This is a genomic window from Streptomyces globisporus C-1027 (genome assembly GCF_000261345.2).
In the GTDB taxonomy this organism is placed as follows: Bacteria; Actinomycetota; Actinomycetes; order Streptomycetales; family Streptomycetaceae; genus Streptomyces; species Streptomyces pakalii.
Genome location: NZ_CP013738.1, coordinates 3329945 through 3355168 on the forward strand (window position 1 = coordinate 3329945; position 25224 = coordinate 3355168).

26 protein-coding genes and 1 pseudogene are annotated in these 25224 nt (G+C 71.0%); 11 read left to right on the forward strand and 16 right to left on the reverse strand.

Annotated elements, in window-relative coordinates; genetic code table 11:
* Nucleotides 1–25: 25 nt before the first annotated feature.
* Nucleotides 26–2962, reverse strand: a complete 2937-nt coding sequence (locus tag WQO_RS14300; protein ID WP_010064591.1) for a GNAT family N-acetyltransferase — start codon at nucleotides 2960–2962, stop codon at nucleotides 26–28.
* A 126-nt stretch (nucleotides 2963–3088) separates the two neighbouring features.
* Between WQO_RS14300 and WQO_RS14305 the strand changes: the two genes are divergently transcribed.
* Complete coding sequence (locus WQO_RS14305; protein WP_010064593.1) at nucleotides 3089–3817, forward strand: siderophore-interacting protein; 729 nt, start codon at nucleotides 3089–3091, stop codon at nucleotides 3815–3817.
* Nucleotides 3818–3870: 53 nt separating this feature from the next.
* On the opposite strand, the pseudogene WQO_RS36765 reads toward WQO_RS14305, so the two are convergent.
* The 7 genes and pseudogenes from WQO_RS36765 to WQO_RS14335 all read right to left on the reverse strand — a co-directional run.
* Nucleotides 3871–4020 (reverse strand): annotated as a pseudogene (locus WQO_RS36765) (DUF6463 family protein); the annotation flags it as partial.
* Nucleotides 4021–4030: 10 nt separating this feature from the next.
* Nucleotides 4031–5617, reverse strand: coding sequence for an APC family permease (locus WQO_RS14310; RefSeq protein ID WP_010064595.1), 1587 nt, complete (start codon nucleotides 5615–5617; stop codon nucleotides 4031–4033).
* A gap of 238 nt (nucleotides 5618–5855) precedes the next feature.
* On the reverse strand, nucleotides 5856–7319 hold the full coding sequence (locus WQO_RS14315; protein WP_010064596.1) for an aldehyde dehydrogenase family protein: 1464 nt from the start codon (nucleotides 7317–7319) through the stop codon (nucleotides 5856–5858).
* Nucleotides 7316–9055 carry an N-acyl-D-amino-acid deacylase family protein gene (locus WQO_RS14320; RefSeq protein ID WP_010064597.1) on the reverse strand — a complete coding sequence of 580 codons (1740 nt, stop codon included), beginning with the start codon at nucleotides 9053–9055 and terminating at the stop codon, nucleotides 7316–7318. Before WQO_RS14320 ends, WQO_RS14315 begins: the two co-directional genes overlap by 4 nt.
* A 231-nt stretch (nucleotides 9056–9286) precedes the next feature.
* Nucleotides 9287–10411 carry an LLM class flavin-dependent oxidoreductase gene (locus tag WQO_RS14325; RefSeq protein ID WP_010064598.1) on the reverse strand — a complete coding sequence of 375 codons (1125 nt, stop codon included), beginning with the start codon at nucleotides 10409–10411 and terminating at the stop codon, nucleotides 9287–9289.
* A gap of 124 nt (nucleotides 10412–10535) precedes the next feature.
* Nucleotides 10536–11333 carry an SDR family NAD(P)-dependent oxidoreductase gene (locus tag WQO_RS14330; RefSeq protein ID WP_029182754.1) on the reverse strand — a complete coding sequence of 266 codons (798 nt, stop codon included), beginning with the start codon at nucleotides 11331–11333 and terminating at the stop codon, nucleotides 10536–10538.
* Between the two features lie 20 nt (nucleotides 11334–11353).
* Nucleotides 11354–12298, reverse strand: coding sequence for an LLM class F420-dependent oxidoreductase (locus WQO_RS14335; protein WP_029182755.1), 945 nt, complete (start codon nucleotides 12296–12298; stop codon nucleotides 11354–11356).
* Nucleotides 12299–12538: 240 nt separating this feature from the next.
* On the opposite strand from WQO_RS14335, the gene WQO_RS14340 reads away from it, so the two are divergent.
* Together WQO_RS14340 and WQO_RS14345 are read left to right on the forward strand one after the other, a co-directional pair.
* Nucleotides 12539–12931: a VOC family protein gene (locus WQO_RS14340; RefSeq protein ID WP_010064601.1), complete on the forward strand. Its 393-nt coding sequence runs from the start codon at nucleotides 12539–12541 to the stop codon at nucleotides 12929–12931.
* Between the two features lie 61 nt (nucleotides 12932–12992).
* Nucleotides 12993–13832 (forward strand): aldo/keto reductase, encoded by an 840-nt coding sequence (locus WQO_RS14345; protein WP_029182756.1) that lies wholly within the window; start codon nucleotides 12993–12995, stop codon nucleotides 13830–13832.
* A 154-nt stretch (nucleotides 13833–13986) separates the two neighbouring features.
* Here WQO_RS14345 and WQO_RS14350 read toward each other — a convergent pair whose 3' ends face one another.
* On the reverse strand, nucleotides 13987–14535 hold the full coding sequence (locus tag WQO_RS14350; RefSeq protein WP_010064603.1) for a DUF6924 domain-containing protein: 549 nt from the start codon (nucleotides 14533–14535) through the stop codon (nucleotides 13987–13989).
* Between the two features lie 195 nt (nucleotides 14536–14730).
* The gene (locus tag WQO_RS14355; RefSeq protein WP_010064605.1) at nucleotides 14731–15267 is read right to left on the reverse strand and encodes a CYTH domain-containing protein; all 537 of its coding nucleotides are present in this window, start codon (nucleotides 15265–15267) and stop codon (nucleotides 14731–14733) included.
* Between the two features lie 267 nt (nucleotides 15268–15534).
* On the opposite strand from WQO_RS14355, the gene WQO_RS36770 reads away from it, so the two are divergent.
* A complete protein-coding gene (locus WQO_RS36770) occupies nucleotides 15535–15759 on the forward strand; it encodes a DUF6087 family protein (RefSeq protein ID WP_010064607.1) in 225 nt (74 codons plus the stop codon).
* Here WQO_RS36770 and WQO_RS14365 read toward each other — a convergent pair.
* The 3 genes from WQO_RS14365 to WQO_RS14375 form a co-directional block, all read right to left on the reverse strand.
* The gene (locus tag WQO_RS14365; RefSeq protein ID WP_010064608.1) at nucleotides 15756–16238 is read right to left on the reverse strand and encodes a GNAT family N-acetyltransferase; all 483 of its coding nucleotides are present in this window, start codon (nucleotides 16236–16238) and stop codon (nucleotides 15756–15758) included. The genes WQO_RS36770 and WQO_RS14365 overlap by 4 nt on opposite strands.
* 188 nt (nucleotides 16239–16426) lie before the next feature.
* On the reverse strand, nucleotides 16427–16747 hold the full coding sequence (locus tag WQO_RS14370) for a MafI family immunity protein (RefSeq protein ID WP_010064609.1): 321 nt from the start codon (nucleotides 16745–16747) through the stop codon (nucleotides 16427–16429).
* Nucleotides 16748–16870: 123 nt separating this feature from the next.
* Nucleotides 16871–17503: an aminoglycoside phosphotransferase family protein gene (locus tag WQO_RS14375; RefSeq protein ID WP_107115884.1), complete on the reverse strand. Its 633-nt coding sequence runs from the start codon at nucleotides 17501–17503 to the stop codon at nucleotides 16871–16873.
* Nucleotides 17504–17630: 127 nt separating this feature from the next.
* Between WQO_RS14375 and WQO_RS14380 the strand changes: the two genes are divergently transcribed.
* Entirely contained in the window at nucleotides 17631–18044 is a 414-nt protein-coding gene (locus tag WQO_RS14380) for a hypothetical protein (protein WP_010064611.1), read from the forward strand.
* Nucleotides 18045–18066: 22 nt separating this feature from the next.
* Here WQO_RS14380 and WQO_RS14385 read toward each other — a convergent pair whose 3' ends face one another.
* Complete coding sequence (locus WQO_RS14385) at nucleotides 18067–18321, reverse strand: DUF6332 family protein (RefSeq protein WP_010064612.1); 255 nt, start codon at nucleotides 18319–18321, stop codon at nucleotides 18067–18069.
* 198 nt (nucleotides 18322–18519) lie between these two features.
* On the opposite strand from WQO_RS14385, the gene WQO_RS14390 reads away from it, so the two are divergent.
* Nucleotides 18520–19644 carry a glycoside hydrolase family 43 protein gene (locus tag WQO_RS14390; RefSeq protein WP_010064613.1) on the forward strand — a complete coding sequence of 375 codons (1125 nt, stop codon included), beginning with the start codon at nucleotides 18520–18522 and terminating at the stop codon, nucleotides 19642–19644.
* A 37-nt stretch (nucleotides 19645–19681) separates the two neighbouring features.
* On the opposite strand, the gene WQO_RS14395 is transcribed toward WQO_RS14390, so the two are convergent.
* Entirely contained in the window at nucleotides 19682–20560 is an 879-nt protein-coding gene (locus WQO_RS14395) for an MOSC domain-containing protein (protein ID WP_010064615.1), read from the reverse strand.
* Nucleotides 20561–20835: 275 nt separating this feature from the next.
* Between WQO_RS14395 and WQO_RS14400 the strand changes: the two genes are divergently transcribed.
* Both WQO_RS14400 and WQO_RS14405 read left to right on the forward strand, forming a co-directional pair.
* Nucleotides 20836–21432 carry a TetR/AcrR family transcriptional regulator gene (locus tag WQO_RS14400; protein WP_032749376.1) on the forward strand — a complete coding sequence of 199 codons (597 nt, stop codon included), beginning with the start codon at nucleotides 20836–20838 and terminating at the stop codon, nucleotides 21430–21432.
* Nucleotides 21433–21682: 250 nt separating this feature from the next.
* Complete coding sequence (locus tag WQO_RS14405; RefSeq protein WP_010064617.1) at nucleotides 21683–22417, forward strand: SDR family NAD(P)-dependent oxidoreductase; 735 nt, start codon at nucleotides 21683–21685, stop codon at nucleotides 22415–22417.
* A gap of 73 nt (nucleotides 22418–22490) precedes the next feature.
* On the opposite strand, the gene WQO_RS14410 is transcribed toward WQO_RS14405, so the two are convergent.
* Complete coding sequence (locus WQO_RS14410) at nucleotides 22491–23327, reverse strand: M23 family metallopeptidase (protein ID WP_010064618.1); 837 nt, start codon at nucleotides 23325–23327, stop codon at nucleotides 22491–22493.
* Nucleotides 23328–23584: 257 nt separating this feature from the next.
* On the opposite strand from WQO_RS14410, the gene WQO_RS35040 reads away from it, so the two are divergent.
* The 3 genes from WQO_RS35040 (at nucleotide 23585) to WQO_RS14425 (ending at nucleotide 25205) form a co-directional block, all read left to right on the forward strand.
* Nucleotides 23585–24393, forward strand: a protein-coding gene (locus tag WQO_RS35040) for an IS5 family transposase (protein ID WP_107115819.1) whose coding sequence is annotated in 2 segments (ribosomal slippage) — nucleotides 23585–23933 and nucleotides 23933–24393 — 810 coding nt in all. Because the reading frame shifts where the segments join, the coding sequence is not laid out codon by codon here.
* Nucleotides 24394–24519: 126 nt separating this feature from the next.
* The gene (locus tag WQO_RS14420; protein ID WP_029182663.1) at nucleotides 24520–24762 is read left to right on the forward strand and encodes a type II toxin-antitoxin system Phd/YefM family antitoxin; all 243 of its coding nucleotides are present in this window, start codon (nucleotides 24520–24522) and stop codon (nucleotides 24760–24762) included.
* Nucleotides 24759–25205: a PIN domain-containing protein gene (locus tag WQO_RS14425; RefSeq protein WP_010063910.1), complete on the forward strand. Its 447-nt coding sequence runs from the start codon at nucleotides 24759–24761 to the stop codon at nucleotides 25203–25205. The genes WQO_RS14420 and WQO_RS14425 overlap by 4 nt, the downstream gene beginning before the upstream one ends.
* Nucleotides 25206–25224: the final 19 nt, after the last annotated feature.

Consider the following 25224-nt stretch of genomic DNA (forward strand, 5'->3'; position numbering starts at 1 on the left):
CTCCGCCCCGCGCGAGCGGTTTCCGTTACGCCAGCCCCAGCGCCGCCCTCGTCAGGAACGCGAGCCGGGCCGTCTTCTCCGGCTTCCGGATCTCCGGGCCCAGCTCGAACCCGACCCGGACCATCCGCGCGAGGGCCTTCTCGTTGCGGGCGTCGGGCTCCACGACGACCCGCACGTGGGCCGGGTCGCTGAAGACGTAGGCGATGAACGCGGTGAGCAGGGCCTCCGTGTACCCCTTCACCGCTACCTCGCCCTCGGCGGGTGCGATCAGCAGGTGGATGCCGAAGTCCCCGGGCCGGACGTCGTAGCACTCGCCGACCGGGTCGGCGTCCGGCTCGTATGTCTGGAAGAGCGCGGCGGGAACCCCGTCGCGCAGGGCGAGGTAGGCGTGGTGCGTCGGGAGCGAGTCGACGAACTCGTAGATCTCCCGGACCTGTTCACGGGTGTGGTCGGCCATGCCCCAGAAGCGGGCCCGCTCCTCGGTGACCCAGCCGTGCAGCAGTTCGGCGTCGGCCGCCGGGTCGACCGGGACGAGACGGACGGTGCCGAAGCCCTCGACCTTCTGCTCGTGGACGGCCGGGCGGAGGGCGGGCGCGACGGGCTCGGGGCCTGCGGTCATGGCGGGGTTCTCCTCGGGGCGGTGCGACGTGCGGCGGTGCGTCGTGCGGTGGGGCGTCGTGCGGTGCAGCAGGTTCCAGTCCGTGACGACCGGGGCGAGCGCGCCCCGCGCCCACAGGGGCGTCTGGTCGCGGTGGTGTGCGGATCCGGGGACTCCGGACGCGCCGAAGGGGACCGCCCACCGGCTGCCCTCGCGGCGGGCCAGGTCCCAGACGTAGCGGGCGGCCGGGCCCCGGGCGAACAGGTCGGTGACGCCGGGGACGCTGGAGGTGGACAGCACGCAGTCGTGGTCGCCGGCGGCCCCCGGCCGGATCGCCTGCGCGTCGACGCCGTCGGGTGCGAGGTCCGGCAGGGCCTGCCAGGGGGAGAGCCGGTGCAGCTCGCCCCACGGGGCGGGCGGGGTCTCCTCGGCCGCCGCCGCGACGGCCTCGGCCGAGGCCGCGACGAGCGCCAACCGGTCCTCGTACGACAGGAGTCCGACGGTGAGCAGGCTCTCCAGGGCGTAGCCGATCCGGGGGACGGCGGCGAGCCAGGGGCGGAAGAGGGCAGGGTAGGCGGCCGAGCGCCAGGGGTCGTCCGCGCCGGTGACGCCCTTGAGCGCGGGGTGGGCGGGCAGCCGGTGGACGACGTCGGTGCGCAGGCGGGCGTACAGGGTCGCGTCGGTGCTGTCCGCGTCCATGTGGCGGTCCCAGCGCAGCAGCCGGTCCCGGAGGCGTTCGGCGGCGGGGCCGAGTCCGGGGGCCCAGGCCAGCAGGGACAGCAGCGGGCGGGAGGAGGCGAGGAGGGTGTCGGTGTGGACGGCGGCCTGGGCGTCGGGGGTCCAGTCGGTGTCCGCGCCGAGCAACTCCCTTATCCGGCGGGCCCGGTGCTGGGGTGCGAACTCGACGCCGAGCGGGGCGGCGAGGCCGCGCTCGTTGGCCATCACCGCGATCCCGGCGGGGCCGTCGACCTCGGTACGGGGCAGCGGGACGGTCTCGCCCTCGCGCCAGGCGTACGCCGGGTCCTCGGCGGGAACGACCCGCAGCCGGTTGGCGTACGGGCGCACCGGGACGTGTCCGGCGACCCGGTGCAGGGTGGACCCGGCGGTGTCGGCGGCGAGCACCACGTTGACGGGTTCGACCCAGCGGTCGAGTGCGGTGTCGACCTCGGCGACCGTACGGGCCCGGAGCAGCGCGGGCAGCGCGTCGAAGCCGAGATCGCCGGTGACGCGGGGCGGGTAGCGGAGGCTGACGAAGTCTCCGTCGGCGGCCGGGGCCACGTCGGCTGCCTCCTTCCCGGCCACGTCGGCCGCCTCGTCCCCGGCCCCGGGGTCGCCGCCGATGATCACCGGCCCCCGGTCCGTCTCGATCACCTCGACCTGCTCCGGGGCCGCCCCCGCCACCTCGATCGTCTCGGTGTGCGCCTGGACCCGGTACCAGCCGTCCGAGCCGAGGGCCTCCACTCCGCCGTCCGGAGTGCGGCGCAACCGCTCCCGGTAGAGGTCCTGGTAGTCGGCCATGGCGTTGGTGATCGCCCAGGCGACGTGGCCGGTGTGCCCGAAGTGGGCGATGCCGGGGATGCCGGGGACCGCGAGGCCGACGACGTCGAACTCGGGGCAGGCCAGCCGGATCTGCTGGTAGACGCCGGGGTCCTCGATGAAGCGGTGCGGGTCGCCCGCGAGGAGCGGGGCTCCGGTGGCGGTGCGGGCGCCGGTGAGCAGCCAGCCGTTGCTGCCCGCCGTACCGGGGCCGTCGGTGGCGAAGAGGGTCATCCGGTCCTCGCCGAGCCGGCGGGCCACCTCTTCGCGCCAGAGTTTGGTCGGGAACCCCGCGAACAGGATGTGGGTGGAGAGCCAGACGCCGAGCGGGGTCCAGGGCTCCCAGCGGCCGGGCGCGAGGCCCACGGCGGCGAACTCGGGGGCTCGCTCGGCCCCTTCGGCGAGGCCCTCGTTGACGCCGTCGACGTACTCCGTCACCCAGGTGGCGGTCTCCGGTGCGAGGCGGTCGAAGCAGCGGCGGGCGGTGTCGGCGATCCGGGCCCGCCGGACGAACCGGTCCCAGTCGACGGCTTCCGCGCCCAGGTGGGAGGCGCTGGTGCCGAACACCCGGTGCCGTTCGGTCTCCAGCTGCCAGGCCCGGTCGAGGGCGGTGGCATGGCCCTGGGCGCGGGCCAGTGCGAGGGCGTCGGCGGCCCGCAGGTGGGGTATCCCCCAGTCGTCCCGGAAGAGTTCGTAGTCCTCGGAGCCCTCCCCCGCCCCCCGGCCCCGTGTCTCGCCGGGCTTCTCGCCCCGACCCCCGCCCCGACCCCCGCCCGGGCCCTCGGCCGGTCTCGCTCCAGGTCTCTCGCGGTCGACGTCAGCGGTCATCGCTCTGCCCATCCCCTGCTCCCGGTGGTTTTCAGCCACTCCCCAATCCCTGAGATTTAGGTTAGCCTAACCTAAAGAGACCCTTGGGGCAGTGGGCCGGGGCGGCAGGAGAGGGCGGGGAGCACCGTGGGGCATGGCTGGGAAGGCGTCGTTCTCAAACTGTTCCGGGGACGGGATTTCACGTTCACCGTGACCGGCGCCGAGCAGGTCACCGAACGGTTCCGCCGGGTGCATCTGACCGACGGCGGGCTGCTCGCCGCGACCGGCGGGGCGCACCCCACGATGTGGGTGCGACTCTGGTTCGAGAAGGACGGCAAACCGCATCAGCGCGCCTTCACCCTGGTCGACCCGGACCCCGAGGCCGGGACCTTCAGTCTGGAATTCGCCCTCCATGAGGGCTCCGCCTGCGACTGGGCGAAAGCGGCCGAGCCCGGCGACACGATCGACGCGACGCTTCAGGGCACCGGTTTCACGCTGTCCGACCCGGCGCCGAAGCGGCTCTTCGTGATCGGTGACGCGGCGGCGCTGCCCGCGGTCAACTCCCTGCTGGACGCGATCCCGTCGACCCCGGCGACGATCTGGTTCGAGACCGCGCACGACGAGGACCGGAAACTCCCGTTCCGCCTCGACGAGGCCCACCACACCCTGCACCACGTGGAGCGCCGCGAGGCGGGCGCGCACCTGGTCGCCGAGGTGAAGGCGGCCCTGCCGGAACTGCTGGGCGCCGACCACGCGGACGCGTACGTCTGGGTCGCCTGCGACACGTCGACGACCCGGACCCTGTCGGCGTACCTCCGCAAGGAGCTGGGCCTGCCCAAGGACCGGGTGAACGCGCTGGGTTACTGGCGGCCGTAAGCGCGAGAAGGACACGACGGAGGGCCCCGGCGAGAGCGAGCTCGCCGGGGCCCTTACGCGCCCGTGGACCGCAGCGACCTGCGCAGCAGCACCCCGCCGATCCCCACCAGGCCCGGGAAGCCGCTCTTCGGCATGGCGACCGTGCCCACCGCGCCGACGGCGGCCAGGACGGCGCCCGCCGCGCGCTGGGCCGGCAGGTCCCCGTGCTTCTCCTCAGTCCTGGACCACCAGCGCCGGCGTCTCCTTCGTCAGCACCTCGCCCCGGAAGAACGCCGGGCTGCGGCGCTCCATCGCGACCATCAGGACCACGCCGAGGAGCAGCAGCCCCACCCCGATGACGAACACCGAGCCGACGCCGAACACCGAGGAGCCGGAGCCGTACGCCGGGTCCCACATGTCGTAGAGGGTCTTGGCGAAGACGGCGGCGAGCAGGATGCCGCCGAGCAGCGGGAAGAGGCCCTTGAAGACCAGGTCCCGGGCGGAGCGGGTCAGTTCGGCCCGGAAGTACCCGGCGCAGGCGAAGGCGGTCAGCGCGTAGTAGAAGCAGATCATGAGGCCGAGCGCGTAGATGGTGTCGACCAGGACGTGCTCGCTGACCAGGGTCATCACGGTGTAGAAGACGCCGGTGCCGATGCCCGCCGTGACCGTCGCCCGGCCGGGTGTCTTGAAGCGGGGGTGGACCTTGGCGTACGAGGCCGGCATCGCCTCGTACGCGGACATCGCGAGCACCGTGCGGGCGACCGGGATGAACGTGGTCTGGAGGCTGGCGGCGGCCGAGGCGAGGACCGCGAGGAAGAGCAGGATGCCGAGGCCGGGGCCCATCACGGGTCCGGCGAGGGCGGCGAAGACGTTGTCGGAGGTGTCCGGGTTGGCGAGGCCGAGCCCGGACTCGCCGGAGCCGACGGCCATCTGCGCGGCGATGCCGGTGGCGAGGTAGGAGCCGACCAGGACGACCATCGCGATGAGGGCCGCGCGGCCGGGGGTCTTCTCGCTGCCGGTGGTCTCCTCGTTGGCGGTCAGACAGGCGTCCCAGCCCCAGAACATGAAGATGGAGAGGGAGAGGCCGGCCGTGAAGGCGGCGAAGGACTGGACGGCGAAGGGGTTCAGCCAGGACCAGGAGAAGTCGAGCGAGGACGCGAAGTCCGGGCCGCCGCTGCCGGCCTTGCTGAGAGCCATCGTCACGAACAGGGCCAGGACGACCAACTGGAGCCCGACCAGGGCGTACTGGATGCCCTTGGTGGCGGTCATGCCCCGGTAGCTGATCGCGGTGGCGACGGCGATGAGGGCGAGGCAGGTGATGATGTGGACGGGCTTGCTGTCGTCCAGGGCGGCGACCGAGGCGCTGTTGGTGATCTCGCCCGCCAGCAGCCAGAAGTACGAGGTGGCGACGCCCGCCAGGTTGGACAGCACGATGATCGTGGCGATGACGAGGCCCCAGCCGCACATCCAGCCGACGCGCGGACCGAACGCCTTCACCGTCCAGGTGAAGGAGGTGCCGCAGTCCGGCATCGCCTTGTTCAGCTCGCGGTAGGCGAACGCCACCAGCAGCATCGGCAGGAACCCGGCCAGGAAGACGGCGGGCATCTGCACGCCGACCTCTCCGGCGGTGGAGCCGAGGGTGGAGGTCAGGCAGTAGACGGGCGCGACGGTGGAGACACCGATGACCGCGCTGCCCATGAGGCCGACGGAGTTCCCGCCGAGCCCTTTTCCGCGTACGCCGCCGCTGCCCGTGCCGCCGTCGGCCGGGGCGCTTCCCCGTACCGTGTCTCCGGCCCGTGGCCGCGCGTCCAGCTGAGTCATGAGAAGGACGCTATGCGCTGCGATATCCACATCCGGAGCGTGAGACTCCAACGTCTCACCCTTGGATGTAGCAGCCAACCACCCGTGAACACTTCATCAATTCAAGGTCACATTCACGTGAAGCCTTGCAATGCATGCCACTCGACCGAGCGTGACGACGTACGGTAACCGTAGCCCCGTCCGTTTTGTGTAGGTTCAAAATTTTCCCACGCCGTTCCGCGCCCGCTGCGCCGCAGGTTCATCCGGGCCACACGATCGCCTGTGTCTCGCTGTAGGCGTGCAGCGCGTACGAGCCCACGTCCCGCCCCACCCCGCTCTTCCTGAACCCGCCGAACGGGGCCTCCATGTTCCGCCCGACCGTGTTGACGCCGACCCCGCCCGCGCGCAGCCGCCGGGCGATACGGAAGGCGCGGGCGACATCGCCGGACCAGACGTAGTCGATGAGGCCGTAGTCGCTGTCGTTGGCCAGCGCGACGCCCTCCTCCTCGTCATCGAAGGGGACGACCACGACGACCGGCCCGAAGATCTCCTCGCGGACGACCCGCATGTCGGGAGTGCAGTCGGCCAGCAGGGTGGGCGCCACGTAGAAGCCCCGGTCCAAATGGCCGGGCCGGGCGCCGCCCGTGACGACCCGCGCGCCCTCCTTCCGGCCCAGCTCCACGTACGCCTCGACGCGGTCGCGGTGGGCGGCGGAGATGACCGGGCCGACGACCGTGGCCCGGTCGGCGGGGTCCCCGACGGTGAGCGCGTTCGCGTATGCGGCGAGCGCGCCGATCAGCTCGTCGTACCGGGACCGGTGGACGAGGACGCGGGTCGGAGCCGTACAGATCTGTCCGCTGTAGAAGGAGAAGGTGGTCCCGATCCCCGCGACGGCGGAGCCCAGGTCCGCGTCCTCCAGCACCAGCGCGGCCCCCTTCCCGCCCAGCTCCATCAGCTGCCGTTTCATCCCGCGCCCGCACACCTCCGCGATGCGCTGCCCGACGGCGGTGGACCCGGTGAAGCTGACCATGTCGATGTCCGGCGAGTCGACGGCGGCCTCACCGGCTTCCGCGCCCGACCCGGTCACGACGTTGACCACGCCCGGCGGAACGCCCGCCTCCGCGAGGGCGGCGGCCATCCGGTGGACGGAGAGCGGGTCCTGCGGGGCGGGCTTCACGACGACCGTGTTGCCCATCGCGAGCGCGGGCGCGATCTTGCCCGCCGGGTTGGCCCAGGGGTTGTTGTACGAGGTGATGCAGGTGACCACGCCGACCGGCTGGCGGACGGCCAGCGCCCCGAAGACCCCGGCCTTCCCCATCGGCCCGGCCTCGTTGACCTGCGGCGCGACGGCCTCCTCGACCGGCTCCAGCGCGCCCCGCGCGTACCGCCGGAAGCGGGCGATGCCCACCCCCACCTGCATGCCCCGGGCGGTGGAGGCGGTGGCTCCGCTCTCCCGCCGGGCGATCTCGGCGTGGGCCAGGAAGTCGCGCTGGACGAGGTCGGCGGCCCGGTCCAGGATCGCGGCGCGCTCCTCGGGCCGGGTCCGCGACCAGGCCGGGAAGGCCGCCTTCGCCGCCGCTGCCGCCTCGTACACCTGGGCGCGGCTCGCCTCGGGGGCGAGGCCGACGACCTCCTCGGTGGCGGGGTCGACGACCTCGTAGTGCCCGCCGGCGGGCTCGACCCACTCACCGCCGATGAACAGCCGCTCCGGTGCGGGGCTCACGCGGTACTCACCGTCCGGGTGTCGCGGCCCGAGCGCAGCACCGTCCCCGGCACGGCCCCCGTCACCTTGTCGTCCCGCAGGGTCTCGACCCCGTTGACGCGTACGGAGACGATCCCGATGGCCTTGGAGTCCAGGCGCGGGCTGTCCCCGGGCAGGTCGTGGACGAGGGTGGCGGGTCCGGCGTCGATCCGCTCGGGGTCGAAGAGGACGAGGTCGGCGTGGAAGCCCTCCTCGATCCGGCCGCGCTCGCGCAGCCCGAAGAGCCGGGCGGGGTCGTCGGTGAGCATCTTGACGGCGGCGGTCAGCGGAACGAGCTTCCGCCCGCGCAGACAGTCGCCGAGGAAGCGGGTGGTGTACGGGGCCCCGCACATCCGGTCCAGGTGCGCGCCCGCGTCGGAGCCGCCGAGCATGACGTCCTCGTGCTCCCAGGTCCGTTGCCGCAGCGCCCAGGAGTCCGGGTCGTTGTCGGTGGGCATCGGCCACAGGACCGTACGCAGGTCGTCGGCGGCGCAGATCTCCACCAGGCAGTGGAAGGCGTCCTGGCCGCGCTCGGCCGCGATGTCGTCGACGACCCGCCCGCTGAGCCCTTCGTTGGCGGCGCTGTACGTGTCCCCGATGACGTACCGGCCGAAGTGGGCGAGGCGGCGGAAGACCCCGGCCTCCTTGCTGTCGGCGCGGCGCAGCATCTCGGCGCGGGTGGCGGGGTCCCGGAGCCGTTCGATGCGCTCGGGCACGGGGAGGGCGAGGATCTCGCCCCAGCCGGGGATGAGGTTGAGGGCGCAGAAGGTGCCGAGCGACATGTTCATCGGGGTGAGGATCGGCATGGTGAGCGCGACGATCCGCCCGCCGGCGCGGCGAGCGCGTTCGCTGGGGATCAACTGGCGCGGTACGCGTTCGGGGACGGCGGCGTCGATGGTGAGCACGTTCCAGTTGAGGGGGCGTCCGGCGGCGGCCGTCATGTCGACGAAGAGGTCGATCTCCTCGTCGGAGAACTGGTCCAGGCACCCGGCGACGATCGCCTCCAGTTGCGTCCCCTCATGCTCGCCGACCGCCCGGGAGAGGGCGAGGAGTTCCTCGGGCAGGGCGTGCCGGGAGGCGACGGGTTCGCCGTCACCGTCGGAGTGGGTGGACGACTGGGTGGTGGAGAGCCCCCAGGCTCCGGCGTCCATCGCGTCGTGGAAGAGGGCAAGCATGGCGTCCAGTTGGGCGGGGGTGGGCTGCCCGCCGACGGCGTCGGGGCCCATGACGTGCCGCCGCAGGGCGCAGTGCCCGACCATGAACCCGGCGTTGACGGCGATGCGCCCTTCGAGGGCGTCGAGGTACTCGCGGAAGGTGGACCAGGTCCAGTCGACGCCTTCCTCCAGGGCGGCGAGGGCCATCCCCTCCACCCGCGACATCATCCGCCGGGTGTAGTCGGCGTCCTCGGGCCGGTCGGGGTGCAGGGGCGCGAGGGTGAACCCGCAGTTGCCGCCCGCGACGGTAGTGACGCCGTGGTTCATGGAGGGGGTGGCGTAGGGGTCCCAGAAGAGCTGGGCGTCGTAGTGCGTGTGCGGGTCGACGAACCCGGGGGCGAGGACCAGCCCGTCGGCGTCCTCGCTGGTGACGGCCTCTTCGGTGACGGTTCCGGGCTCGGCGATGACGGCGATGCGGCCGCCGCGGATGCCGATGTCGGCGGTGTACGCGGGCCCGCCGGTGCCGTCCACGACGGTCGCGCGGCGGATGAGGTGGTCGAGCATGACGGTTCCCTTCTGGGGGTTCCTTCTTCGGCTCGGTCGGGACAGCCGGGGTACGCACGCTTTTGGCCGCGGTGCGTACCCCGGCTCTTCGGGGCGACGGTCCGGGAAGACGCCGCCCGGTTCCACCGGCGGGGGCTCCGCCCCCACACCCCCGCTCCTCAATCGCCGGAGGGGCTGGGTGGTCAAGCCCCTCCGGCGATTGAGGAGCGGGGTCAGGGGCAGCGCCCCGAATCAGTTCGCGGACGCCCGGAACCGCGAGGTCCGATGGACCGGATCCGTATCGATCTGCGGAATCACATGCTCCCCGATCAACCGAATCGTGTTCATCGTGTCCTCGGGACTGATCCCGATCGGCAGCCCGAAGCTCAACTGATCCGCCCCCGCCCGATCCCACCGCCGGCACTGCTTCAGCACCTCGTCCGGGTCACCGCAGATCATCAGCTCCTCCGCGATCAGCAGCTCCACGATCTCCTCGGTGTACTCCGGCAGAAGCTCCGGCCACTCCGGAATCCCCTCCGGCCGCGGGAACGTGTCGTGGTAGCGGAACAGCAGCGACTGGAGGTAGTTCAGCCCCCCGCCCACCGCGATCTCCACCGCCTTCGCGTGCGTCTCGGCACAGATGGCCGTGGACGTCACCATCACGTTGTCGTTGACGAACGCCCCCACCGGCTCCGCGTCCTTGACCGCGTTCTTGTAGGACTCGACGACCCACTCCATGTCGGAGACCTTCTGCACGCTGAAGCCCAGCACGCCGAGCCCCTTCTTCCCCGCCATCGCGTACGAGGACGGCGACCCGGCCGCGTACCACATGGCGGGGTGCGCACCCCCGTACGGCTTCGGCAGGATCTTGCGCGGCGGCAGCGACCAGTGCTTGCCCTGGAAGCCGACGTACTCGTCCTGGAGCCACATCTTGGGGAACTCGGCGATCGTCTCCTCCCACAGCTCCTTCGTGTGGTTCATGTCGGTGATGCCCGGCATGAACCCGAGGATCTCGTGGCTGCCCGCACCCCGCCCGGTGCCGAACTCGAAGCGTCCTTCGGAGAGATGGTCGAGCATCGCGACCTTCTCGGCGACCTTCACCGGGTGGTTGACGGGCGCGAGCGGGTTGAAGATGCCGGAGCCGAGATGGATGCGCTCGGTGGCGTGCGCGAGATAGCCGAGATAGACGTCGTTGGCGGAGAGGTGCGAGTACTCCTCCAGGAAGTGGTGCTCGGAGGCCCAGGCGTACTTGAAGCCGGACTTGTCCGCCTGGATGACGTACTCGGTCTCCTCGATCAGCGCCTTGTGCTCTGCCTCGGGGTCCACCTTGGCACGCGCGGCGGGCACGTACCCCTGAACAAAGAGCCCGAATTCCACGGAGGTTCACCGTCCTCAAGTTTTCCCGGCGACTTATCTGACGACCCGTCAGATAGCGATGCGACCGACTGTTCCACCACGGCCGCACCCCGTCAATACCTGACGCCCAGTCAGGCACGCTGCTTCAGAAGGGGCTGACGCCCGCCAGCCACCCCCCGTCCACGACGAACGGCTGACCGGTGATGTACGAGGAGTCCTCGCAGGTCAGGAACAGCACCAGCGCGGCGACCTCCTCCGGCCGCCCGATCCGGCCCATCGGGAGGAGCTTGCGGTAGTACGCCTCCAGGGCGGCGTGGGACGTCGCCAGGTCGGCGTCCGGGTCCAGCAGGGCCGGGTTGCTCATCGCGGTGTCGACGGCCCCCGGACAGACGGCGTTGACCCGGACCCCCTTCCCCGCCAGCTCCATGGCGGCGACCCGGGTGAGCCCCAGCACCGCGTGCTTGGTCGCGGCGTAGGCGCCGACCAGCGGCATCCCGGTCAGACCGGTGTACGAGGACGTGTTGACGATCGTGCCGCCGCCCGCGGCCTCGATCTCGGGAGCCACGGCCCGTATCCCGAGGAACGCGCCGGTCATGTTGACCCGCACCACCTGCTCGAACTCCGCCAGCGGGGTGTTGACCAGTTCGTTGAAGCGCAGGATGCCCGCGTTGTTGACCAGCCCGTCGATCTTCCCGAAGGCGTCCTTGGCGGCGGCGACAGCGGCGGCCCAGTCCTGCTCGTCGCCGACGTCCAGCCGCACGAACCGAGCGACGTCCGCCCCCAGCTCCTCCCTCAACTCCGCGGCCAACGCCTCCCCTTGCTCGACCAGTACGTCGGCGACGACGACCCGCGCCCCCTCGGCCGCGAAGAGCCGCGCCTCCTGCTCGCCCTGCCCGCGCGCCGCCCCGGTGACGAGGACGACCCGCCCGTCCAGCTTGCCCATGTCCGTCTCCTTCACGTACTTCACGTACCGAGGTGAGGGGCAACGTCCGCACCGAACGCCGCCAACTGATCGGTCAGTTCGTCCACGCTCCGGCTCCGGAAGCGCACCTGGATCTGGTGCACGCCGATCGCCGCGTACTCCCGCAGCGACTCCGCGAGCGCTTCGGGCTTCCCGGTGAGCGTGCGCCGCCCCACGGACCACCCGGGCTCACCGATGTACAGCGGCTCGGTGATCGCGCCGACGACGATCGGCGCTTCGACGCCCGCCTCCTCCCGCAGGGCGTGCAGCCGGGCGATCTGCGCGGGCAGCCGGTCCCGGGGGTCCCCCTGCGGCAGCCACCCGTCGCCGCGTACGGCGGCCCGGCGCACGGCGGCGGGCGACGAGCCGCCCACCCAGACCGGCACCCGCTCCTGTGCGGGCCGGGGCAGCTGCCCGAGCCCGCTGAACGAGAACCGCTCCCCCGCGAACTCCGGGTACTCCTCCGGCCCGAGCGCGGCCCGCAGCGCGTCGATCGACTCGTCCAGCACACTCCCGCGCCCGTCGAAGTCCGCCCCGACCGCCTCGAACTCCTCCCGTACGTGCCCGGCCCCGACCCCGAGGACCAGCCGGCCGCCGCTGAGGTGGTCGAGGGTGGCGTACTGCTTGGCGGTGATCAGCGGATGGCGCAGCCCGAGGACCGCGACATGGCTCATGAGCAGGACACGTTCGGTGACCCCGGCGAGAAAGGAGAGCGTGGCGACGGGGTCGTACCAGACGGTGCTCATGCCCGCCGCGAGCCGCCGGGGGATGGCGACATGGTCGCAGCCGGCGATGTAGGCGAAACCGCCGCGATCGGCGGCGCGGGCGATGCGGACGAGATCGGCGGGGGTCGCCGCCGCCTCCCAGGGTTCCGCGTAGATGGCACTCTGCGACTGGACCGGCAGCTGCATCCCGTACGAGAGCGGCCCGTCGGGCGTGATGGGCAGTCTGGGCGATACCGGCACGGCGGCCTTCCTTCCCCTCCGCCCCGGGGCGCTGCCGCCCCGGGTGACGGCCGCCATCGTCATACCTGACGGGTCATCAGACAAGGGGTGCGGCCCATCGGGCGCATCGGCGGCAGGCACCGATGAGTTTCACGGCCGGGGGCGGTCATGCCTGGTAGGCAGGACAGAACGAGCCGCCTGGGCGACCCCGGCGGACACGGCACGCAGAGTGAGGGATCAGCCATGACAGCGCCCACCGACGACAGCAACAGCATCGGCGTCACCGGCCTCGGGGTCATCATCGGCAGCACGGACAGCGAGTCCCTGATCTCCTGGTACCGCGCCGCACTGGAGCCGCTCGGCGCCCGCTGGGCGGAGCACCTCCTGATCGTCGGCCCCGGAGCGATCATCGGCTTCGACGAGCGGGACGACGTCGCGGACAGGGCGGCCGAGCCGGGCCGGCAGATGATCAACATCACCGTGCGGGACGTCCGGGCGGCCGAGAGGCACCTCAACACGCTCGGGGTCACGTGGGTGCGGCCGGTCGAGGAGGTCGGGGACGGCTGGTTCTTCTCCACGATCGTGGACCCGGTGGGCAACTACCTCCAGATCCTCCAGGGCCCGAAAACGCCCTGACCTTCCCCGAAATCCCCCCTAGATTGTCAAACGCATCCGAACGAGGGGGAGTTCAGCGAGCATGCCATCGACGACGTTCCGTATCGGCGGAGACCTGCCCGTAGGCCGGTTGGGCTTCGGCGCGATGCACCTGCCCACCGAGAAGCCCGAGGGCCTACCGTCGGCCGTCGCGGTGGCCCGCCGGGCGGTCGAGCTCGGCATCACCCTGATCGACACGGCCCACATGTACGGGAACGGGGCCAACGAGGAGGTCCTGGCCGAGGCGCTCCACCCGTACCCGAAGGACCTCCTGATCACCACGAAGGTCGGGGTCATCCGCTCCGCCGAGACGGGCGAGTGGGCCCTGAACGGCCGTCCGGAGTCCCTGCGCGCGGAGGTGGACCACGCCCTGCGCCGCCTCCGCGTCGACCGCCTGGAGCTGCTCCAGCTCCACCGCATCGACCCGGAGACCCCGCTCGCCGACCAGCTCGGCACGCTGCGGGACCTGCGGGACGCGGGCAAGGTGGGCCGGATCGGCCTGTCCGAGGTGACGGCCGCCGAGCTGGCCGAGGCCCGGGAGATCGTGGACATCGCGAGCGTCCAGAACCGCTACAACCTCACCGACCGCGAACACGAACCGGTCCTCGCGGCGTGCGAGGCGGCGGACATCGCGTTCCTGCCCTGGCGCACGGTGGCCTGGGGCAAGGCGGGCGACCGCGCGGAGGTGGCAGCCATCGCCGCCGAACTCGACGCCACCCCCACCCAGGTCTGCCTGGCCTGGCTGCTGGACCACTCCCCGGTGATGCTCCCGATCCCGGGCACGTCGAGCATCGCCCACCTGGAGGAGAACACGGCGGCGGCGGACCTGGTCCTCACGCCGGAGCTGCGGGGGCGGTTGGACGGGATCGCGGGGGCGGCATGACGGACAGGCGACCGACGGACACGACAACCGACCCCGAGCTGAGCGGGCCAGCTGAGGCCGTCGAACGGGCTCGTCGTTTCCAAGCCCTTCGCGACCTGCAGGACATCGCCCGGGACGGTGGCCTGGACATGAATATCCTTCTCGACAAGCGCCGCTACCGAAGTGGTCCGCCGGCGTAACTGTTGCCGGCCACGCCGCCCCCGGGGTCCGTCACCAGGTCGCGGACGACCCCGTCCGGATCGGCGGCGGCCTCCTCGGCGAACTCCGCAAAGTCCACGTTCGCGAGCAGGAGGTTCCCGTGGACCATGTGCACAGCGTCCGGCGCGACACGCACCTCGCGGGGCGGCGGGGAGTCCATGAGCTCCTGGTAGTACACCGGGTCGAGGCCCTCGTCGTCATCGGCGCCGAGGTCGAGGGCGTGCAGCGGACACAGGGGCGAGCGCATGGTGACCTCGTCGGCGAGGAACACCACGCTCAGCTCCTCGTCCCGCGCCACGGCGGCAAGAGCCTCGTCACCGGTGGCCCCGTCCCACCGCCGGTCCTCGACGAGATGCACCGTGGCCTCCCACTCTCGCTCCCCCTCGACGGCACACGCCAACGCTGCGAGGACCTCACCCCACGCGGCGTCATCGGTGTAGTCGGTCCGGATGACGAGCGGCGCCCACTCGTCGGCCCGAACGATCTCCGGCAGCTCTTTCCTCATCTGTTCCCCAACCCTTTTCCCTCCGGTCGACTCCGCTCTCGCGCACGGACCTTCTCACGCCTCACTGACACCGGCCCACGCGCCTACAGCACCGAGCCGGGGACAGTGGCGAGCGCCGTGAGCCGTGCCATCTCCTTTTCACGGAAGGTGGAGGCCTCACCGGCAGAGCTGACCTTCTGTGAGTCACCCTTGCCCCTAGGGAAAACGCAGGTCCGAGATGCGCTCCAGGTCGATCCCGTACCTGGCGTAGACCTTGGTCGTGTTCTCGCTCGTCAACTCCCGCACCGCGATGGACAGCCGAGCCGCGATGCCATGGACGTCCTCCACGCAATCACCCTCGATCTCCAGGTACGGAGGGATAAGCGGCCATGAATCGATCTCCAGCCGGACACTGTCCAGCGTCCAGGAATCCCGGTGGTTCTCCTGATATGAGCGGTGTGGAAGACCCATGCGCCCCAGCAAGGCGTGCGTGGTCTCGAAGTCTCCGACCACGGTCTCGGTCTCGCTGGTTCCGTCGATCGCGTCAGAAGTGATCTCCTTGACGCACAAGGTCGTCAGTGATCCGTCGTCGCGGAGGCGTACCCAGCGTCCGGCCGCCGGAGGCACGGTGTCGTAGACGTACCGACGCATCAGCCGGCCGCCCTTGTACTCACCACCGGCAGAGGCAATCCGGGACGCCATGGCGGCGCGGTCGACGTCCAGATACTTCGCTTCATATTCGACGACGGGCATGGCTCTCCCGATGATCCGATGGGACAGGGTGCATCTCGTCGGCCCGGAAGGCCGGACGCTGATGAAGCTAGGGGACAGCAGGACCGTTAGGCCACGGAATTGCGGGGAATTGCACGCACCTTCACCCGAGGCTCCGGATCTTCGAGGACTCGCTTGACCTGGAAGGTCCTGCCCCGGCGATGCTCGCCACACCAAGCTGAGCATCCCTCGAAGGAGCGCAGAGCCAGGGCGGAGCGCCGGGACGCGAAGATCGGACGGCTTCGCGCCGTGCCGCTGGTGACCGGCGACGGCCCCAAAGCCTCCCACCTCATCCCTGACGTGCCCCGCGCCATCCAGCGATGGAACGGGTACGCCTGGGAACCGCACGGCACCGCAGCCACCCTCGCCGAGGCCCAACGCCTCGTGTACCCGCACGTCGAGGAACGGCCGCCGGTGGCCGCTTCGACTCCCCAGCCGCTCAGGACCGATCGGGGCAGACACCGTAAGCCCTAAAGCGCCTTGTAGTAGCGGACCAAGGGCAGAGCTGTGTTGCCCGCCTTCTCGTACGTTCGGCAGGCAGGCGCATGGCCCGGGTCGCCACCTGTCCAGATGGATGCCAGGGTCACCCCGGCCTCCTTCATCCAGGTGGAGGCGAACTCCGTCAGCGTCGTCCCGGCATCCCGGCCCTGGTGGTCGGGGTCGACCGCAAGCAACTCGACGGAACCGGCGCCACCCTCGGGCTCCAGCACCACGGCGACGAACCCGACGACCTCCGCCCCGGCTTCAGCGACCCAGACATGTGCCTTGCCCTCCGTGCAGGCGGCTTCGATTTCCTTTCGCTGAGACGTACGCCAATCCGGGTACTGCCGCCGGAAGACCTCCGGGCCAAGTACTTTCGCGAAGCTCTCGTAAACAGGCAACCAAGCGCGGAGGGAAAGATCGACGATCGGGCCCAGATCCCGTGACTTGTACGGACGGACATGTATCTGCATCTCTTCACTCCCCGGCCGTACGCAACCCGACCGGCGCGCATCCTGTGTGGTCCCGAGCCGGGATGATCGCAGGGCGCTGAGATCCGTGCAGAGATTTTCGGACCGGCCGCCTGCCCGGACCTCAGATCGGGGAGCCACAACAGTCGCTGCCCGGTGCTCTGACCGCGCAGGCCCACCGGGTCGGCAGATCAATTCTGCTCGGAAGCCACGGCGAGGTGACGCAGGCAGGAGTCGGCAGCCGTGAGGTGGGGCGTGTGCAGCGCATCGCTGTAAAGCCGCATCTCACGAGCTGCCCGGTCCATGTGCTGCCAGAAACGGAGAGGTAGACCGAGGTCGTCGGCGAGATCGACCAGGCAGTCGAAGGCGAGTCCCAGCTCGTTGTGTTCCAGGAACTCCGTTGTCGTCGAAAGATCGATGCCTGGCAGATGCGCGAGGTGGGCCCGGGCGGCCTCAAGGTGGGCCCGGGTCTGCTTCCAACCGGCCTGCAGGGCCTCACGATCATCGGTCATGGCATCAGTGTTGCCGGTTGCCAGGTCCTCCCGCCAACCGATTGGCGTCCACGCTGCGTCCACCCTAGGACGATGGCCTGCCCGACGCCTCAGAACGCCCTCGGCGGCCGGGCCCGCGCAGCCTCACATCCGGGATCTCAGCACGTCGACCTCGCAGCCCGGCAAGAACGGGTCGAAGCCGTGCTCGATCAGCCAGCGGACTGCCAGCAGGCTTCGCACCGCCCACCACCCACGGATGACTTCGAGGTCGATGTCACCGCCGTAGCCGACGAGGACGTCGTCGAGATGCTCCTCGTTTCCGAGCGTGAAGGTGGCGAGGTCGTACAGCGCATCGCCCCAGCCCGCCTCGGACCAGTCGATGATGCCCGTGACCGCGTCGCCTTCGACGAAGATGTGCGCGATCTGCAGGTCGCCGTGCGTGAACGCCGGAGTCCACGGCCTGAGCGCGGCCTCGGCTACCTGGCGGTTACGGGTGACCAGGTCGGCGGGCATAAGGCCGTTCGCCACGAGCAACGCGCACTCGGCGTCGAGCTCCGTAGCAAGCTCGCCGACGCCTCGGCCTGCCCGGCCGACCCTCGGCGGCAGTGGCGCGTCGTGCAGCTTCCGGATAGCGGCACCGGCCGCGGCCCACGCCGCCGGTGATCCGGGCGAGGGCCCGCCGAGGCGCCCGAGCGTCGCCCCCGGGACGGCGGCGATCGCCAGTGCGGGCGGCCTGCGCCAGAGGACCTTCGGGGTCGGGACCGGCGCGAGCGACATTGCCTCGACTTCGGCGTCGATACGCGCCTGGTCGGCGTCCACCACTTCGGCGGAACTGCGGGCCGCACTCAGCGAGGCCGGTCTGAGCGCGCGCGTAACGGCACCGGATGCCGATGGGCAGAACCCCGTGCGGGTCAACCTCCTCAGCCCCAGCGACGCCCGCCAACTGGCCCGCCTCATCCGCACCGGAACCAAGCGCACGCTGAAGGCCGCCCGAACCCTGCGGGAGATCTGCGACGGGTACCGGATCGAGCTGCCCGGCCTCCGGGTCGAGCACGGCCGCATCACCCTCGGCCCCATCCGGATCGACGACGCGGCACGGCTGGCCCGGATGCTCGACGCCGTACCGCAGGCCACCGAACAGCCGAGCACGACCGCAGACGCCGCCACCGTCGAAGCCCTGCTCGCCCACGCTTTCCCGCAGGCCACCGGCGGCGGCACCGTCCCCGTATCCGTACGGGAAAGCACCCCGGACCCTCTACCCCTGGGCTCGATCGACGCCAGGACCGCACGGCGCCTGATCCGCGCACTCCAGTTCTGACCGGCCTTCCACCCCCCGGTCGTCAGTGGCCTTTACGGCGCTCCACGTCGAAGCGGTACAGCACCCGCACCAGTCGCCACACTCCGGCCGCCCCACCCACCAGGGCTCCCCCCGTCAGTACGCCTTTGGACGCTGAACCGGAGAGATCGAAGGCGAGAGTCAGCACCAGCGCGGGGACGAAGACCGCTGCGGCAAGAACGGCAGCAGTCACCAGGGCGAAGACGATCTCCACCGTCATCGCGTCCTTCTCCCACCGTGACTCGCGCCCCATGCCCATGCCGGAAGTCTCGCACCACGGTCCAACCCAGGAGCTGCGCGACGCCCGATCGGCCCAGCTCCCTTCGCGAACTACCGTCCTCTCCAACACCATTGACACGGGCAACCCCTGGCGAGACTCTGCAAGAGCGCTCTTCCATCGATGTAAATCGATCTCCCGTCGAAGGCCCCCAAGGCCCCCACCAAGGAGCGAGCCCGCATGAGCGACGCCACGCGCACCCCCCGAAGACCCCTCCGCCGCTCGTCCGCCCTCGGCGCGCTCGCGCTGGCCGCCGCCCTCGCCGCGACGCTCTTCCTCTCTCCGCCCGAGACCGCCCAGGGCGCGCCGCCCGCCCGTGAGGCGGCTCCGCAGGGGCAGACCAGTCTGCGAGCGGCCGACCCCAGCGTGCTGCGGGTGGGCAGTACGTACGTCGGCGTCCAGTCGACCGGCGGCGGCATCGTCGTACGGCAGGCGTCGTCCACGGACGGTCTGGCCACCGCGCCCGCGCGGCAGGTCTGGGCCGACAGCCGGGGGCGCGGGGAGGTCTGGGCTCCCGAGATCGTGATGGACGGCGGGCGGTACTACATCTACTTCACGGCCGGCGTCGGAGCCGCCCACCGCATGTTCGTCATCAGCTCCGCCTCGTCGGACAGCGGGTACGGGGCCGAGACCCAACTCGCCCTGCCCGACGGCAAATGGGCCATCGACGGCACCCTGTTCACCTTCGAGGGGCAGCGCTGGTTCGTCTGGTCCGGGTGGGCGGGCGACACCAACGTCGAGCAGAACCTCTACATCGCCCGGATGAGCAGCCCGACCCAGCCCACCGGCGCGCGGTACGTCATCTCGCAGCCGCGCGAGAGCTGGGAGCGGGTGGTCGGGAACCCGTTCATCAACGAGAGCCCCGAGGCGATCAAGGACCCGAACGGTCAACTGCACATCGCGTACTCCGCGAACGGCAGTTGGAGCGAGCAGTACTGCCTGGCGGACCTGCGGCTCCGTAAGGGCGGCGATCCCACCTACGTATGGGACTGGTACAAGTCGAACGGCTGCCTGTTCGGCTCCAACCGCGCGACGATGATGGCGGGTTGGGACCCGACGCTGCACGTGAACGGGCCCGGCCACCACACCTTCGTCCTGCTCCACGGCGACATCAACACCAGCCCGCCCGCAGGCCCGCGGTTCCCGTCGATGTACCACGCGGTCGCGAAGGGCACCCCGTACTCCTGGGCCAATCGCCACTGGTACACCGGCACGTTCGTCTGGTGGGGCGACACGACGTACTCGCGGGCCAACGTTCCGGGACCCACGTCCGACAAGGGGTGGAGCCTGAAGTTCTTCGAGTGACGCGCCGTCCCGCAGGCGTACGGGGCGGCGCGGGACGTCACGTCTCCGCCTCGCCCCACTCCTCCACCGCTACCTCGTCGCCCACCGACAGCTTGCCCGGCCGCACCACGGCGAACTTCGCGCCGAACACGACCCCGCCCGCCGAGAAGCGCCGGTAGCCCGCGAGCGTCCGCAGCGGCTCCGGTCCGCCCCGGGCGCCGGCCTCCTGGTCGACCAGGGTGACCGCGCAGCGCACGGCGAGCTTGGTGTAGCCCAGCTCGGCCGCGCCGATGGTCGCGCGGCGGATCCGGTCCTCGGCGTGGGGTTCCGCCGCCCAGCCCGCCGTCTGCTCCCCCTGGCGCCCCTCGGGGAGGCTGTCGATGACGATGTTCGGGCGGAAACGGTCCATGGCCAGGGGCCGGGCGCCGCGCTCGGCCATCCGCGAGTGCAGGTGGGCGAGGGAGGCCCGGGAGAGCACGTGGACGGCGCTGCTGTCCGCGTAACCGGAGGTGCCGGGGGTCAGGCCGTCGGTCTTCCGGTCGTGCTCCGGCGGTACGCGGACCAGACGGCTCGGGGTGCCGAGGAAGTCCGTGAGCCAGGCGGCAGCCTCGTCGCCCTGGTCGATGCCCTGGTACGTCGCGCCGAACAGGTCGACGTCGCGCCGGGGCGCGGAGGTGGTGACGTCGAGGTGCAGCGCGCCGTGACCGCTCTCCGGCTCCGCCGATGCGAGCGTGAGCCTGCTGCCGTCGGCGCCGACGGTGGGCCGGACGAGGGCGAGGCGGGGGTCGCGGCGCTGGGTGCGGTAGACCCCGTCGACGCTGACGACCATGAAACTGCGGTCATGGGCGAGACCCGCCGGGGTGAGGTGCGTACTGTCCACGGACGTTCCCGCGCAGCCCTTGACGGGATAGGTGATCAGATCGACGACCGCGGCCATGTGGCCTCTCCTTCGCAACGCCCTGCCCGCGGATCTGCTGCCGACGGGCCCTTGGGCCCAGGGTGCCAGGCCGCGCGGACGATGATCGACGGGTTTTGCGCCAGGCTGCGAGGAAGCCGAGGCACTGCGGTACCGGGGCTCCGTGCCGACCGCGCGTCATCGGCCTCGCCCAACCGGCTCCGGGAGCCTTGCCGGCCCCGTCGGCCGCGCCGCCTCCCCGGACCGGCCCCGGCTCGTTATGGCCCATTCGGTCCAGAACTGCGTACCATGCAGGCATGGCCCGGCCCCGGAAATTCGACGAAGAGCGTGTGATGCTCGCCGTCCGCGACACGTTCTGGGACAAGGGATACGCGGCGACGTCCCTGGATGACCTGTTGCAGGCCAGCGGGCTCGGCAAGGGCAGCCTGTACGGCGCCTTCGGCGACAAGCACACCCTGTTCCTGCGGGCGCTGCGCGAGTACGACAACACCAACCTGCTGGCGCTTCGCGAGAGCCTGGAGTCCGCGGCGCGCGGCATCGACATGGTGCGGGATTTCGTGCTCGGCCCGGCCGCCGATCACACCGGGACGGCCGCGCGCCGGGGGTGCCTGCTGGCCAACAGCAACGCCGAACTCGCCGCCAGTACCCCGGAGGTGGCCGCCGAGGCCCGCCGGAGCTACGACGCGATCACCGCCATCCTCGCCGAGGCCCTGGAGCGGGCGCGCCGCGAGGGCGACCTCGCCCCGGACGTCGACCCCGCCGACACCGCCCGCGCCGTCCTCGTCGCCCAGCTCGGCCTGGTCGCCCTCGGGCGCACCGGCGAAGCCCCCGACACCCTCGCCGCGGCAGCCCGGTCCGTGCTGACCCGGCTCCTGCCCGCCGCCGCGCGGTAGCACCAGGGCCGCGACGCGGCACCCGTACATCCGAGCACCGCAGCGCCGGCGGGCTCGCGCACGCGCGCCGGACGAGGTGTGCCGCTGCGCCACACCCCCTCTGCGGACGATCATCGCTCCCGCACGGGTCCGGGCCGAGCCCGCACGCCCCGGACGGACGAGCGGTCTGCCCCGACCTAGTTCTTGACTGATCGGTCCATATCAAGGATGGTTGTTGACCTAGCGGTCCATAACTATCGAGGAGGACAACATGGCCGTCCTGACGGACAAGGTCGCCGTGGTCACCGGCGGCAGCAGCGGCATCGGCTTCGCCACAGCACGCGCACTACGCGACGAAGGCGCCCGGGTCTTCATCACCGGACGCCGAAAGGACGCACTGGACGCCGCCGTCGCCGAACTCGGAAGCGGCGTGACCGGCACGGTGTGCGACGTCTCGGCTCCCCCGCAACTCGACGCCTTCTACCAGGCCGTACGCGACCAGGCCGGGCGCATCGACGTGCTGGTCGCCAACGCCGGAATCGCCACCACGGCCCCGCTCGGCGAGGTGACGGAGGAGGTGATCGACTCCCTGTTCGCCACCAACGTCAAGGGGACGATCCTCACCTTCCAGCAGGCACTGCCCCACCTCAACAGCGGCGCTTCGGTGATCCTCACCGGCTCGACCGCGGCGACCCGGCCCGACGAGGGGCTGGAGGTCTATGCGGCGTCGAAGGCCGCGGTGCGCAGCCTCGCCCGGGGCTGGGCCCTCAGCTCGCGGGCGCGCGGCTTCCGCGTCAACGTCGTGTCGCCGGGCGGCACCCGCACGGCGGGCCTGCGGGATCTGCTCCCGGCCGAGGCGCTCGAACAGGCCGGGGAAGGCGTCCCGCTGGGCCGCCTCGCCGAACCCGCGGAGATCGCCGCGGTGACGACCTTCCTCGCCTCGGACGCGGCGAGCTACGTCAACGGCGCGGAGTTCTTCGCCGACGGCGGATACGCGCAGGTGTGAACATCACGATGTCGGAAATCCGGCGACGGGACTTATCGGTGGCGAGTCGGCGTGCCGGGGCCGGGGCCGCGCGTCAGCAGTTCGGGATGACCGTCCCGTTGTTGTCGCGGGCCTCGTCGTTGCCCCAGCGGGAGAGGTAGTACGCGGAGACGTACGCGTTGCGGCCGTTCTTGCCTGCGTACACGACGTCGAGGTCGGTGCGCAGCCACCAGTGGTTGAACTGGCTCGCCGTGCCGACCCGCGCTCCCCACACCTTGCAGTAGACGTAGTTGGTACCGGCGTTGAGGACGCCCTGCGCGTCGGCGGTGTTGGCGGCGGCGTAGCCGGTGGCGTTGGCAAAGGTGTCGACCCAGTACGTGCCGCCCCCGCCGCCACCGCAACCGTTGTCGCTGGTCAGGTACTTGCCGTAGTACGAGCCGGGATACGGCGCGAGGGACTGGCCGTTGATCACGATGGTCTGGCCGACGCCGTTGTAGAGCTGCTCGTAGTGGATGTGCGCGCCGGAGCTGTTGCCGGTCGAGCCGGTGGTGCCGATCTGCTGGCCCTGGGCGACCTGGGCCCCGTTGGCGACGGAGAACGCGGCGAGATGGAAGTAGTACGTCTTCCAGCCGCCGCCGTGCTCGACGGCGATGTAGTTGCCCGCACCGCTGGGCTGGGAGTAGCGGTACGCGGTTCCGGCGGCCGAGGCGAGGACCGGGGAGCCGGCCGTGCCCCCGCCGTCGGTGCGGACGAAGTCGAGAGCCTGTCTGACCTCGGCGGAGTGATGGCTGTAGGTCCACTGCTGACCGCAGGCGTAGGGCGCCTTGAAGTTCGGGGCGGCCGCGGCGGGGGACGCGGTGGCGGTGACGGTGAGCAGGCCTCCGAGGAGCGCGAGCAGGGCCAGGAGGCAGGTGCGGGGCGAGCGTCGCATGGGCGGGGACGTCCTTCGGGTCGACAACCGGGCGGTGGAGCGCGAGGTGCGAGTACGAAGTGCCGTGCGTGCGTGATGCCTTGGCGCGAAGCGCCCGGGAATCTACGCGAGTTGAACGGGCACCAGAGTGCCGCAACTTCGGTGGCGGGAACAGGGGGCCGAGGGCCTCCCGCGCCGCCTGCTCCGCAGACTCGGAGAGGCGAGCACCGCTCGCCTAAGAGGCCATCTCATTTGGGCGACTCGCCACTCTGTAAGTCATGGTGGGGATCGTTGAGCGGCTGGTGCCGGACGAGTTGTGGGAGTTGTTCCAGCGGGTGGTGCCGGAGGCGCCGTCGCGGCCGCAGGGCGGTGGTCGGCGTCGGCACGGCGACCGGGAGGTGCTGGCCGCGATCGTCTTCGTGGCCCCGTCGGGTTGTACCTGGCAGCAGTTGCCTTCGGCGTCGTTCGGCCCGTCCGGAGCGACCGCCCACCGGCGGTTTTCGGAGTGGTCGAAGGCCAGAGTGTGGGCCAAGCTCCACCGCCTGGTCCTCGACGAACTCGGTGCCCGCGGCGAGCTGGACTGGTCACGGTGCGCGATCGACTCGGTGAACATGCGCGCCCTGAAAAGGGGGACCTGACGGGTCCGAATCCTGTCGACCGGGGCAAGTACGGCTCGAAGATCCACCTGATCACGGAACGGTCCGGTCTGCCCATATCCATCGGCATCTCCGGGGCCAACCTGCACGACAGCCAGGCCCCGATCCCGCTCGTCAAGGGCATCCCGCCGATCCGCTCACGCCGCGGACCCCGGCGGCGCAAGCCCGCCAAACTCCACGCCGACAAGGGCTACGACTACGTCCACCTGCGGCGATGGTTACGCCAGCGCGGCATCACCCACCGCATCGCCCGCAAGGGAATCGAGTCCTCACAACGGCTGGGCCGCCACCGCTGGACCGTCGAACGCACCATGGCCTGGCTCGCCGGCCACCGTCGCCTACACCGACGCTACGAACGCAAAGCCGACCACTTCCTCGCCTTCACCAGCATCGCCTGCACTCTCATCTGCTACCGCCCACTCACCAAATGAGATGGCTTCTAAGGCGGGTGTCGCGCGCGACGACACCCGGGGGTCGGGGCCCACATCCGCCTTGCAGGCGGGTGATGCGTTAGCCACGATCGACCGCCCATCCCCCCATGTAGTATCATGTACTACATGGAGACCACGGCCCGCGAGTTCAACCAGCGATCCTCACAGATCCTTGCTGCGGCGGCACGCGGCGAGACCATCACCGTCACCAAGAACGGCACCGCCGTAGCGCGCGTCGTTCCCATCACCGACGACGACATCCCTCCCTACCCCACCGACCCGATGGGCGCCATAGACCTCCCTGACCTCGGCCTCCCCGACCTCACGGACGAGGACATCGAGGACGTGCTCAAGGGGATGGGGTCGTGAGCCTGATCGCCATTGCCGACACCAACGCCCTCTACAGGCTCCTCGACCCACGGCTCACCGGCCACGAAGCGCACAAGAAGGCGCTGTCGACGATCAGCCATCTGATCGTCTCCCCGTTCGTCCTTGCCGAGCTGGACTATCTGATCACCACCAAGGCAGGCGCCGGCAAAGCTCTGACGGCAGCACGGTTCATCGAGCGCAACGTGGCCACCCGCCGCTTCGAGATCCCCGCCGTCGGAGCGCACCTGAGTGCGGCGATCGCCGTCGCGGAGGGATACGTGGATGCGGACGGCGGCAAGGGCATCGGCCTGGCAGACGCGATGAATGTCGCCCTGGCCGCCGCGTACCGGACCGAGGCCATCTTCACCTCGGACCGCCACTTCCGTATGGTCCGGCCCCTGACCGGCCACAAGGCGTTCAGGTTGCTTCCCGACGACATGTGACAAGGGCCCGGCCCCCACC

Coding starts and splice junctions, on each gene's coding strand:
- WQO_RS14300 (WP_010064591.1), bottom strand. CDS start 2,962: ATGACCGCTGACGTCGACCGCGAGAGACCTGGAGCGAGACCGGCCGAG.
- WQO_RS14410 (WP_010064618.1), bottom strand. CDS start 23,327: ATGCGACGCTCGCCCCGCACCTGCCTCCTGGCCCTGCTCGCGCTCCTC.
- WQO_RS14385 (WP_010064612.1), bottom strand. CDS start 18,321: ATGGGCATGGGGCGCGAGTCACGGTGGGAGAAGGACGCGATGACGGTG.
- WQO_RS14420 (WP_029182663.1), top strand. CDS start 24,520: ATGGAGACCACGGCCCGCGAGTTCAACCAGCGATCCTCACAGATCCTT.
- WQO_RS14350 (WP_010064603.1), bottom strand. CDS start 14,535: ATGAGGAAAGAGCTGCCGGAGATCGTTCGGGCCGACGAGTGGGCGCCG.
- WQO_RS14320 (WP_010064597.1), bottom strand. CDS start 9,055: ATGCTCGACCACCTCATCCGCCGCGCGACCGTCGTGGACGGCACCGGC.
- WQO_RS14405 (WP_010064617.1), top strand. CDS start 21,683: ATGGCCGTCCTGACGGACAAGGTCGCCGTGGTCACCGGCGGCAGCAGC.
- WQO_RS14395 (WP_010064615.1), bottom strand. CDS start 20,560: ATGGCCGCGGTCGTCGATCTGATCACCTATCCCGTCAAGGGCTGCGCG.
- WQO_RS14355 (WP_010064605.1), bottom strand. CDS start 15,267: ATGCCCGTCGTCGAATATGAAGCGAAGTATCTGGACGTCGACCGCGCC.
- WQO_RS14390 (WP_010064613.1), top strand. CDS start 18,520: ATGAGCGACGCCACGCGCACCCCCCGAAGACCCCTCCGCCGCTCGTCC.
- WQO_RS14400 (WP_032749376.1), top strand. CDS start 20,836: ATGGCCCGGCCCCGGAAATTCGACGAAGAGCGTGTGATGCTCGCCGTC.
- WQO_RS14365 (WP_010064608.1), bottom strand. CDS start 16,238: ATGCAGATACATGTCCGTCCGTACAAGTCACGGGATCTGGGCCCGATC.
- WQO_RS14345 (WP_029182756.1), top strand. CDS start 12,993: ATGCCATCGACGACGTTCCGTATCGGCGGAGACCTGCCCGTAGGCCGG.
- WQO_RS14310 (WP_010064595.1), bottom strand. CDS start 5,617: ATGACTCAGCTGGACGCGCGGCCACGGGCCGGAGACACGGTACGGGGA.
- WQO_RS14370 (WP_010064609.1), bottom strand. CDS start 16,747: ATGACCGATGATCGTGAGGCCCTGCAGGCCGGTTGGAAGCAGACCCGG.
- WQO_RS14375 (WP_107115884.1), bottom strand. CDS start 17,503: ATGTCGCTCGCGCCGGTCCCGACCCCGAAGGTCCTCTGGCGCAGGCCG.
- WQO_RS14340 (WP_010064601.1), top strand. CDS start 12,539: ATGACAGCGCCCACCGACGACAGCAACAGCATCGGCGTCACCGGCCTC.
- WQO_RS14330 (WP_029182754.1), bottom strand. CDS start 11,333: ATGGGCAAGCTGGACGGGCGGGTCGTCCTCGTCACCGGGGCGGCGCGC.